This is a genomic window from Actinotalea ferrariae, from assembly GCF_019733465.1.
Lineage (GTDB): Bacteria > Actinomycetota > Actinomycetes > Actinomycetales > Cellulomonadaceae > Actinotalea > Actinotalea ferrariae_A.
Genome location: NZ_JACVQL010000183.1, coordinates 1 through 10268, shown reverse-complemented (window position 1 = coordinate 10268; position 10268 = coordinate 1). Strand labels below are relative to the sequence as shown.

11 protein-coding genes are annotated in these 10268 nt (G+C 76.0%); 10 read left to right on the top strand and 1 reads right to left on the bottom strand.

Going from position 1 to position 10268, the window contains the following annotated elements; translation table 11 throughout:
* The 10 genes from ICW40_RS14410 to ICW40_RS14365 all read left to right on the top strand — a co-directional run.
* The coding region (locus ICW40_RS14410) for a hypothetical protein (RefSeq protein ID WP_374199164.1) at positions 1–523 on the top strand (523 nt) is incomplete at its 5' end.
* A 58-nt stretch (positions 524–581) separates the two neighbouring features.
* Positions 582–2882: an ATP-dependent DNA helicase RecG gene (locus ICW40_RS14405; RefSeq protein WP_221654714.1), complete on the top strand. Its 2301-nt coding sequence runs from the start codon at positions 582–584 to the stop codon at positions 2880–2882.
* A gap of 54 nt (positions 2883–2936) precedes the next feature.
* Positions 2937–3611 (top strand): 16S rRNA (guanine(966)-N(2))-methyltransferase RsmD, encoded by a 675-nt coding sequence (rsmD, locus tag ICW40_RS14400; protein ID WP_221654711.1) that lies wholly within the window; start codon positions 2937–2939, stop codon positions 3609–3611.
* Between the two features lie 9 nt (positions 3612–3620).
* Positions 3621–4118: a pantetheine-phosphate adenylyltransferase gene (coaD, locus tag ICW40_RS14395; protein WP_221654710.1), complete on the top strand. Its 498-nt coding sequence runs from the start codon at positions 3621–3623 to the stop codon at positions 4116–4118.
* The gene (locus ICW40_RS14390; RefSeq protein WP_260459236.1) at positions 4115–4660 is read left to right on the top strand and encodes a hypothetical protein; all 546 of its coding nucleotides are present in this window, start codon (positions 4115–4117) and stop codon (positions 4658–4660) included. Before coaD ends, ICW40_RS14390 begins: the two co-directional genes overlap by 4 nt.
* A gap of 117 nt (positions 4661–4777) precedes the next feature.
* On the top strand, positions 4778–5362 hold the full coding sequence (locus ICW40_RS14385; RefSeq protein ID WP_221654709.1) for a YceD family protein: 585 nt from the start codon (positions 4778–4780) through the stop codon (positions 5360–5362).
* Between the two features lie 2 nt (positions 5363–5364).
* The gene (gene rpmF / locus ICW40_RS14380; protein WP_221654708.1) at positions 5365–5562 is read left to right on the top strand and encodes a 50S ribosomal protein L32; all 198 of its coding nucleotides are present in this window, start codon (positions 5365–5367) and stop codon (positions 5560–5562) included.
* Positions 5563–5593: 31 nt separating this feature from the next.
* Positions 5594–6337: a ribonuclease III gene (rnc, locus tag ICW40_RS14375; protein ID WP_221654707.1), complete on the top strand. Its 744-nt coding sequence runs from the start codon at positions 5594–5596 to the stop codon at positions 6335–6337.
* A gap of 6 nt (positions 6338–6343) precedes the next feature.
* Positions 6344–7303, top strand: coding sequence for a bifunctional DNA-formamidopyrimidine glycosylase/DNA-(apurinic or apyrimidinic site) lyase (gene mutM, locus ICW40_RS14370; RefSeq protein ID WP_221654706.1), 960 nt, complete (start codon positions 6344–6346; stop codon positions 7301–7303).
* A 60-nt stretch (positions 7304–7363) separates the two neighbouring features.
* Positions 7364–7990 (top strand): response regulator, encoded by a 627-nt coding sequence (locus tag ICW40_RS14365; RefSeq protein WP_221654712.1) that lies wholly within the window; start codon positions 7364–7366, stop codon positions 7988–7990.
* Positions 7991–8050: 60 nt separating this feature from the next.
* Here ICW40_RS14365 and ICW40_RS14360 read toward each other — a convergent pair whose 3' ends face one another.
* Positions 8051–9769, bottom strand: a complete 1719-nt coding sequence (locus ICW40_RS14360; protein WP_221654705.1) for a GAF domain-containing sensor histidine kinase — start codon at positions 9767–9769, stop codon at positions 8051–8053.
* Positions 9770–10268 lie beyond the last annotated feature (499 nt).

Below are 10268 nucleotides of genomic sequence, written 5' to 3'. Positions count from 1 at the left end.
CGCCGGCGCCGTCGTCGTGCTCGCGCCGGCCTCCGGCACGGCGGGCGGCGAGCTGCGCCGGGCGGTCGAGGACACGGGCGCGGAGGTCGTGGTCGTGCTGGCCGTCGCGGGTTCGGTCGACGGCGTGCCGACGGGTCGTGGCCTCGCCGGCGAGCCCCGGGTCGTGGAGCTCGGCGACCTCGCCGAGGTCCAGGTGGTCGCGGGGGCCGCCACCGCCGTGACGCTCGACCCGGCGACCGCCGAGGACGCCGTCGCGCGGCTCACGGCGGCCGTCCACGGCGTCCGCCGGGTCGACGTGACGGACGGCGTCGGTGGTGCGGTGCATGCTGAGCAGGTGCTCGCCTCGACCCGCGCCCTGCTCGCCGCCGACGGCTCGCTCGTGACCGCGCTCGTCGGCCGCGGTGCGCCGCCCGACCTCGGGGACCGGCTCGTCGAGGGGCTGGCCGCGTCCCACCCGGCGGTCGACGTCGTGGTGCTCGCGACGGGGGCCGAGGGCCCCGGCGTGGAGGTCGGCGTCGAGTGACGAGCAGCCAGCAGACCAGGGCGAGGAGGGACGGACGCTGAGCCCCGAGGACATCCCGCTGCCCGGCAGCCCGCGCCGGCTCGCGGACCCGCTCGACCGGCTGCTCGGTCCCCGTACCGCCGCTCCGCTGGCCAAGCTCGGCCTGCACACGGTCGGTGACCTGCTGCGGCACTACCCACGGCGCTACGCCACGCCCGGGCGGCTCACCGACCTGACGTCGGTCGCCGTCGGGGAGCACGTCACGGTCATGGCCGAGGTGCGCCAGGCGACCGTCCGGACCATGCGCAGCCGCGGCGGGGCGATGCTCCAGGCCCGGGTGTCCGACGGGCGCCGGGACCTGAGCCTCACCTTCTTCGCCAAGCGGGTGGGTGTGCTGCAGAACCACGAGCGCAAGCTCGTCCCGGGCCGGGTGGGCCTGTTCACGGGCACGGTCGGTGCCTACCGCGGCGAGCTCCAGCTCACGCACCCCGACTACGTGATCGTGGGCCTCGACGCCGACGACGAGGCGGCCGCCATGGTCCAGGCGAGCCGCCCGATCCCGATCTACCCGGCCTCCGCCGCCGTGCCGACGTGGCGGATCGCGCGCGCGGTGCGCACGGTGCTCGACCCGCTGCTGCCCGAGGAGATGCCGGACCCGGTGCCGGCACCCGTGCGCGCACGGCACGGCCTGCGGAGCGCCCACGCGACGCTGCACGACGTCCACCTGCCCGTGACCGACGACGACTGGCGCCGCGGACGGCGCAGCCTGCGGTTCGAGGAGGCTTTCGTGCTCCAGGCCGCCCTGGCGCGGCGGCGCGCCCTCGTCGCCGCGCAGGACGCGGTGGCCCGGCCCGGCGTCCCCGGCGCGGCCGGGATCCTGCACGCGTTCGACGAGCGGCTGCCCTTCGCGCTCACGGCGGGGCAGCGCGAGGTCGGGCGGCAGATCAGCCAGGACCTGGCGGCGCCGCGACCCATGCAGCGGCTCCTGCAGGGCGAGGTCGGCTCGGGCAAGACCGTGGTCGCGCTGCGCGCGATGCTCCAGGTCGTCGACTCGGGCGGGCAGGCGGCGCTCCTCGCGCCGACGGAGGTGCTGGCGTCCCAGCACCTGCGCACGCTGCGGCTGCTCCTCGGCGAGCTCGCGGAGGAGGGGATGCTCGGGGCGGCCGAGCGGGCCACCCGCGTCGTGCTGCTCACGGGCTCCCAGTCGGCGGCCGCACGCCGCGAGGCGCTCCTCGCCGCGGCCTCGGGCGCGGCCGGCATCGTCGTCGGGACCCATGCGCTCCTCGGCGAGACGGTGCAGTTCGCGGACCTCGGGCTCGTCGTGGTCGACGAGCAGCACCGGTTCGGCGTCGAGCAGCGCGACGCGCTCCGCGCCAAGGCCGGCACGACGCCGCACCTCCTCGTCATGACGGCGACCCCGATCCCGCGCACCGTGGCGATGACCGTGTTCGGCGACCTCGAGGTCTCGACGCTCACCGAGGTGCCCGCAGGCCGGGCGGGTGTGACGACGCACGTCGTCCCGGCGGGCAAGGCCGCGTGGCTCGAGCGCACGTGGCGGCGCGTGCGCGAGGAGGTCGACGCGGGTCACCGGGTGTACGTCGTCTGCCCCAGGATCAGCGCGGACGACGCCGACCGCGCGGCCGGGGACGACGCCGACCTCGTCGCCGAGGCCACCGGCGGGGCGGGGGAGCCCGACGGCGACGACGACTCCCTGCTGCCCGTGCTGCCCGTCTCGCCAGGGCTTCCCGACGACCGCGAGCGGCGGCCCCTGCGCGCGGTCGACGAGGTCGCTGCCGAGCTCGCGGCGATGCCCGTCCTCGCCGGGGTCGAGGTCGGCGTGCTGCACGGGCGCCTCCCGGCGAGCGAGAAGGAGGACGTCATGAACCGGTTCGCCGCCGGTCAGGTGCAGGTCCTCGTCTCGACCACGGTCGTCGAGGTGGGGGTCGACGTCCCCGCGGCGACCGTCATGGTGGTGCTCGACGCCGACCGGTTCGGGCTCTCGCAGCTGCACCAGCTGCGCGGGCGGGTCGGCCGCGGCTCGGCGCCGGGGCTGTGCCTGCTCGTCTCGGACGCGCCCGAGGGCACCGACGCCGCGACCCGGGTGCGGACGCTGGCCGAGACCACGGACGGCTTCCGGCTCGCGAGCGTGGACCTGGAGCTCCGGCGCGAGGGCGACGTCCTGGGCGCGTCGCAGTCGGGTGGCGCGAGCTCGCTGCGCATGCTCCGCGTGGTCCGGGACGCCGAGCTCATCGCGCAGGCGCGGGAGGACGCCGTCGCGCTCGTGGCGGAGGACCCGGACCTCAGCGAGTGGCCCGTGCTCCGCGACGCCATCGAGCTGTGGCTCGACCCGCAGCGCGAGGAGTTCCTCGACCGCAGCTGAGCCCCTCGCGTCGCGCCGCGTCGCGCGCCGCGCCGGTCGCCCTACCCTGACCCGGTGACGCGGATCGTGGCGGGGACGGCCGGCGGCCGGGTGATCCAGGTGCCCGGACGAGGCACGAGGCCGACGACCGACCGGGTGCGCGAGGCGCTCTTCTCCCGGCTCGAGCACCTCGACGTGCTCGACGGCGCGCGCGTCCTCGACCTCTACGCGGGCTCGGGCGCGCTGGGCCTCGAGGCGGCGAGCCGCGGTGCCGCGAGCGTCGTGCTCGTGGAGTCCGCGCGAGCCGCCGCCGACGTGTGCCGGCGCAACGCCGCCGCCGTCGGGCTGCCCGGTGTGCGGGTCGCGCCGGAGCGGGTGCTGGCCTTCCTCGGTCGCCCCGGCGAACCCGCGGACCTCGTCCTCGTCGACCCGCCGTACGAGGTCGGCGAGGACGACGTCGCCGCCGTGCTGGCCGCCCTCGTGCCGCGGCTCGACCCGCAGGCCCTCGTCGTGGTCGAGCGCTCCTCGCGGTCGCCGGAACCCGCGTGGCCGAGCGGGCTGCGCCGGTCGGACCACCGCCGGTACGGCGAGACGGCGCTGTGGTTCGCCGACGCGGAGGACCCGAGCGACCCGGAGGACGCTGCCGGCCCGGACGCACCGGGCGACCCCGACGACGCGGGCGACCCGGACGACGCGGGCGACCCGGACGACGCGGGCGACCCGGACGACGCGGGCAGGGCGGGGTCCTAAGGTGGCCGGGTGACCGTCGCCGTCTGCCCCGGCTCCTACGACCCCGTGACGCTGGGCCACCTGGACGTCGTCCGCCGCGGCGCGCGGCTCTTCGACGAGGTGGTGCTCGCGGTCGCGACCAACTCCACCAAGCAGCCCCTGCTCCCGCTCGCGGACCGCGTCGCGCTCGCGGAGGCGGCGGTCGCCGACATCCCGGGCGTGCGGGTCGCCGTCGTCCCCGGGCTGCTCGTGGACTTCTGCCGCGACGTCGGTGCGGACGTGCTGCTCAAGGGCCTCCGGAACGGCGCCGACTACGACGGCGAGCTGCCCATGGCGCTGATGAACCGTCACCTCAGCGGCGTGGAGACGGTGTTCCTCCCGGCCGACCGCTCGGTGGTCCACATCGCCTCGTCGCTGGTCAAGGACGTCGCCCGCCACGGTGGCCGCGTGGACGACCTCGTGCCACCCGGGGTGGTCGAGGTCCTCATGGCCCGGCTCCACCCCCAGCCCACGGAGGAGGCACGATGAGCGACGCCCGGTACGCCGACGGCGAGGGGCCCGCGAGGGAGCACGCCGACACCGGTGCGCTCGAGGACCCGACCCGGCCCGAGGGGCTCACGGGGATCCTCGAGGCGCTCGAGCAGGCCGTGGCGTCGGCACGCGCGATGCCCATGTCCTCGTCCGTGCTCGTCAACAAGGCCGAGGTGCTCGACCTCATCGACCAGGCCTACGCGGTGCTGCCGACGCAGCTCACGGAGGCCGACCAGGTGCTCGCGGGGGCCGACGAGGTCCTCGCCGAGGCCCAGCAGCAGGCGGAGCAGGTCATCGCCTCCGCGCGCGAGCGCGCCGAGGAGCTCGTGAGCACCGAGCAGGTGGTCGTCGCCGCGCGCGTGCGCGCCGCGGAGATCGTCGCGGAGGCCGAGCGCACGGCAGCGGCGATGCGCCGCGACGCCGACGACTACTGCGACCGCAGGCTCGCCGACTTCGAGATCGACCTGGGCAAGGTGCTCAGCCAGGTCCAGGCAGGTCGCGCCAAGCTCGCGGACCGGCTCGGCGACGACGAGCGCTGAGCCGCCGTCGGCCGCGGTGGCCGTGGTTTGGGCGGCCCTGCCCCATGCCGTAGCATGGCCCGTCGGTCCTGCCGCTCATGGCGCGGACCGAGACCCCTCGACCCAGGACGTGACGCTGTGGAGCGCCCGCTCACCCTCGATCCCCGATCGCCGTACGTGCTCGACACGCACGAGCTCGGTCGGCGTCCGGGGACCATGCGGCGCGAGCAGCGCACCGTCCCGGCGCCGGAGGACCTCGGTACCGCCGTGATCGGCATCCCCGCCGGTGACGACCTGCGCCTCGACCTGAGGCTCGAGGCCGTGATGGAGGGGATCCTGGTCTCCGGAAGCGTCAGCGGCCGGGCCGTCGGGGAGTGCGTGCGGTGCCTGACCGAGGTCGTCGAGCAGATCGACGCCGACGTCCAGGAGCTGTACGTGTACCCCGAGCGTGCCCGCGTCGCCGTCGAGGACGGCGACGAGGAGGAGGACGTGCGGGAGCTGGAGGGCGAGCTGATCGACCTCGAGCCCGCGCTGCGGGACACGGTGGTGCCGGCACTGCCGTTCCTGCCCGTCTGCATGCCGGACTGCCCGGGCCTGTGCCCCCAGTGCGGGGTGCGGCTGGCGGACCCGGAGAACGCGGACCACACGCACGAGGTCATTGACCCCCGGTGGGCGGAGCTCGACCGGGTGAAGAGCATGTTCGACGACACGAAAGAGAGCTAGCCGTGGCTGTTCCGAAGCGCAAGATGTCGCGCAGCAACACCCGTGCGCGTCGGTCGCAGTGGAAGACGACCGCCGCGACCCTCACGACGTGCCCGCGCTGCAAGGCCAACAAGCTGCCGCACGTGGCGTGCCCGGCCTGCGGTGCCTACAACGGCCGGCAGTACGCCGAGGCCGTGCGCACCGAGCACGAGTCGCACTGACGCCCGTGCCGTACCCGCAGGTGAGCGCCCGATGACGGCGACGCCTGCCACCCAGCTCGTCGAGAAGCTCGGGGTCCACCTGGACCCCGAGCTTCTCGTGCTGTCGCTGACCCACCGCTCCTTCGCGCACGAGGCCGGCGGCATCCCCACCAACGAACGGCTCGAGTTCCTCGGGGACACGGTGCTCGGCCTCGTGGTCACCGAGGCGCTGTACCGCCGCCACCCGGACCTGTCCGAGGGCGAGCTCGCGAAGATGCGGGCCGCGACGGTGTCGCAGCGCGCCCTCGCGGCGATCGCCCGTGAGCTCGGCCTGGGCGAGTACCTGCTGCTCGGCAAGGGCGAGCTCGCGACGGGCGGTCGCGAGAAGGACTCGATCCTCTCCGACACGCTCGAGGCGCTCATCGGGGCGGTCTACCTCACCCACGGCCTCGAGCCGGCCCGCGACGTCGTCGCGCGCCTGGTGGAGGACACGCTGAGCGCCGCGGCCGGACTGGGTGCGGGGCTCGACTGGAAGACCTCGCTCCAGGAGCTCGCCTCGAGGCTGGACCTCGGCGTCCCGGAGTACCGGTGCGAGGGGGAGGGGCCCGACCACGCCCGCGTCTTCACCGCCCGGATCCACCTCGGCGGCGAGGTGCGGGGCGAGGGCACCGGCCCCTCGAAGAAGGTCGCCGAGCAGGAGGCCGCCGAGGCCGCGTACCGGTCCCTCGAGCAGCTCGTCGAGAGCGTCGCGGCGAGCTCGCCCGCCGGGGTGGCGCGCGACCGCGCGGGCTCCTGAGCGCAGGTGCCTGAGCTCCCGGAGGTCGAGACGGTCCGCGACGGGCTCGCCCGGCACGTCCTCGGCCGCACCGTCACGGACGTCGAGGTGCGCCGCGACTCGAGCGTCCGCCGGCACGACGGCGGTCCCCGGGACTTCGCCGGTCGCCTGACCGGCCGCACGCTGACGGCAGCCGTCCGGCGGGGCAAGTTCCTGTGGCTCCTGCTCGACGGCGAGGACTCCGGCGAGGCGCTGCTGGCCCACCTGGGCATGAGCGGCCAGCTGCTCGTGCGGTCCGGGGGAGAGCAGGCGGACGTGGCCGGCTCGCACGCCCATCTGCGCACCCGGCTCCGGCTCGACGGGCCTGACGGCCCCCGTGTCCTGGACTTCGTCGACCAGCGGACGTTCGGCCACCTCATGGTCGCCGACCTGGTCCCGACGCCCGACGGCGCCCCGGCCGGCCGCGGCAGCGCGCTCGCCGCGCTGCCCGCGCCCGCGGTCCACATCGCGCGGGACCTGCTCGACCCGCACCTCGACCGCGCGGCCCTGGTCGGGGCGCTGCGCCGTCGCCGCACCGAGGTCAAGCGTGCCCTGCTCGACCAGACGCTCGTCTCGGGGATCGGGAACATCTACGCCGACGAGGCCCTGTGGCGCGCGCAGGTCCACGGCCGGCGGGCCGCCGACGCCCTGCGGCCCGTGCAGGTCGGCCGCCTGCTCGACGCGGCGGCGGAGGTCATGACGGAGGCCCTGCGCGCCGGCGGGACGAGCTTCGACGCGCTCTACGTCGACGTCAACGGCAGCTCCGGCTACTTCGACCGCTCGCTCGCCGTCTACGGCCAGGCCGGCCGCGCGTGCCCGCGGTGCGGTGCGACCGTGCTCCGAGACTCCTTCATGAACCGCTCGTCGTTCACGTGCCCGCGGTGCCAGCCGCGGCCACGGGCATCGGCTCGACCGCGCCTCCCCGGCGGGCCCTCTCCCCGCACCTAGGATGCAGGCGTGGTAGCCAACGTCCCGCCCGCAGCCGGCCGCTCGGGTGACATCGCCGTGATGATCGTCGACGACCACGAGGTCGTCCGCCGGGGGATCGCCGAGGTGATCGACCGCTCCGAGGGGATGACCGTCGTCGCCGAGGCGGGGTCCGTCGCCGACGGGGTCCGCCGTGCGACGCTCGTCCGCCCGCAGGTGATGCTCGTCGACCTCCAGCTGCCCGACGGCACGGGCATCGACGTCATGACCGCGCTGCGCGAGCCCCTCCCCGAGACGCGCGCGATCGTGCTGACGTCGTTCGACGACGACGACGCGCTCGCGGCCGCGCTCCAGGCCGGCGCGGCGGCGTACCTGCTGAAGAGCGTGCGCGGCGCGGAGATCGCCGACGTCGTGCGCTCGGTCGCCGCGGGCCGCACGCTGCTCGACGAGCGCACCGTGACGCGGCGTCGCGCCGACCACGACGACCCGACCGCCGACCTCACGCCGAGCGAGCGCAAGGTGCTCGACCTCATCGGCGAGGGGATGTCGAACCGCGAGATCGCCGAGCGGCTCGGCGTGGCCGAGAAGACCGTGAAGAACCACATCACGTCGCTGCTCGCCAAGATGGGGCTGCAGCGCCGCACCCAGGTCGCGGCGTGGGTGGCCGGGCACAAGAAGAGCGCCTGGCGCGGCGAGCCGGCCGACTGACCCACGACCCGACCGGTCCTGCCGCGGGCGGGCGCGCGAGCGGCGGTCCGGGTGGGCGGGTCAGGCCCGCAGGGGCACCAGCCAGCGCAGCAGCGTGCCGCGCCCGCCGGAGGGCGTGCCGAGGCTGAACGAGCCGCCGTGGCGTCGGGCCCGCGCGGCCAGGTTCTCGGTGCCCGAGCGTCGGTCCCGGTCGGGCGCGAGGCCGGAGCCGTCGTCCTCGACCTCGACGACGACGTGGCCCGCGGCACCCGGGCCGCCGTCGCCGGCCGGCCCGTCCACGACGAGCGCGACCCGCACGGTCACGGCCGTGGCGCGCGCGTGCCGCGCCGCGTTCGCCAGCCCCTCGCGCACGACCGCGACGACGTCGTCGGCGAGGTCGTCGCCGGTCCGGTCGTCGAGCTGGCCGGCGTCGCCGTCGTGCGCCTCGGCCGAGTCGAGCCCGCGGCCCTCCACCGTGATGACGAGCCCCGGGGCGAAGCCGAGGCCCGTGCGGGCGAGCGACGCCTCGCGGCGCAGCCGCTCGGCCAGCGGGGCGCTCGCGTCCGGGTCGCGCAGCGCGTGCACGATCGAGCGGATCTGCTTGACGGTCGAGTCCACGTTGTCCAGGGCGTCCTCGACGATGCCGGTCAGCTCGGCCGGGTCGACCCCGCGGGCCGCGCGCCGGCGCACCGTCTCGAGCTGCATGCCGGTCGCGAAGAGCTGCTGGATCGCCAGGTCGTGCAGGTCGCGGGCGATGCGCTCGCGCTCGTCCAGGAGCGCCGCCACGTCCTGGGCGTGCCGCGCCTCGGCCAGGACGAGGGCGAGCGCCGCCTGGGCGGCGTACGCCTCGGCGGTCGCGAGGTCGCTCGGCGCGAACGGCGGGGACCCGCTGCGGCGCAGCAGCACCAGGACCCCCACGCCGCGGCCGTCGGCCTGCATGGGGGCGTAGAGCGCCGGGCCGAACTGCCGCATGGCCTCGACCCGCATGGCTCGCGCCCGGTCGAGCGAGTCGACGGCGAGGCCGATGCCGTCGCCCAGCACGGTGCGCGCGCGACCGTCGGGCGGCATGACCGTGCCGATGAGCTCGTCGGCGCCGACGCCCTCGACGATCTCCATCACCCAGTCGTCGCCCAGGCCGGGGAGCACGAGCGCCGCCGTGTCGGCCCCCGCCACGACGCGCGAGGACGAGGCGATCCGCGCGAGCACGTCCTCCTCCTCGGCGCCCGAGAGCAGCATCGTCGTGATCTCCTGCCCCGCACGCAGCCAGTGCTCGCGGCGCTCGGACTCCGCGTAGACCTGGGCGTTCTGGATCGCGACGGCGGCGGCCGCCGCGAGGGTGACGACCGCCTCGTCGTCCTCGTCGGTGAACCCGCCGGGCTTCTCGGAGAGGTAGAGGTAGCCGAACACGCGGTCGCGCACGCGCACGGCGGCGCCGAGGAACGAGCCCATCGGCGGGTGGTGGGGCGGGAAGCCCCTGAACGTCGGGTGCTTGGTGAGGTCGTCGAGGCGCAGCGTGCCGTGCGGCGGGATGGAGCCGAGCACGCCGATGGCGTGCGGTGGGCGGCCGAGCACGGCCGCGATGCGCTCGTCGATGCCCGTGTGGACGAAGGTGGTCGACCGCCCCTGCGTGTCGAGCACGTTGATCGCCGCGTAGCGCGCGCCCGTGAGGTCCGCGCTCGCGCTGACGAACCGCTGCAGCACGGTGGGGAGGTCGAGATGGGAGGCCAGGCCGAGCGCCGCGTCGAGCAGGTCCGCGGCCGCGAGGCGGTCGTGCTCGTGGTGGGTGCCCCTCGGGCTCATGCGTGCTCCTCGACGGCCGGCTGCTCGCACGGTACCTCCCGCCCGGGGCCGGTCCGGCGAGCCGCCACGACACGGGCGAGATGCGTGGCATGTCGCGGAGCGGCGGGCACGTCCTGTGCGATACTGACCGCGGCATGGGGGTCGCCACACCGTCCCCCGCCGACGACGTCCCGCTGGACCCCGGTCCGCGGCCCGCCGTGCGCCGCCGTCCTCCGGACGCGCAGGCGCAGGCGCCGCCGCCCGCCCAGCCGTGACGACCCGACGACTTCCGTCGCGCAGCGCGAGGCGCACGCGACGACCGAACCGCCCGAGGGCCGGCGAGTGTGGACAGCCCTCGGGTCTGGAGCACCCGTGACCGACGAGAACACGACCGAAGGCACCACCCCCGCAGCACCGGCCCGGCGCACGCGCGGCCGGCGCGTCGCGACGGGGGTGGTCACGCCCCCGTCCTCGGCGGCGGTGACGACCCCCGCGAGCGCCCCGGCGGCCGGTCCCGCAG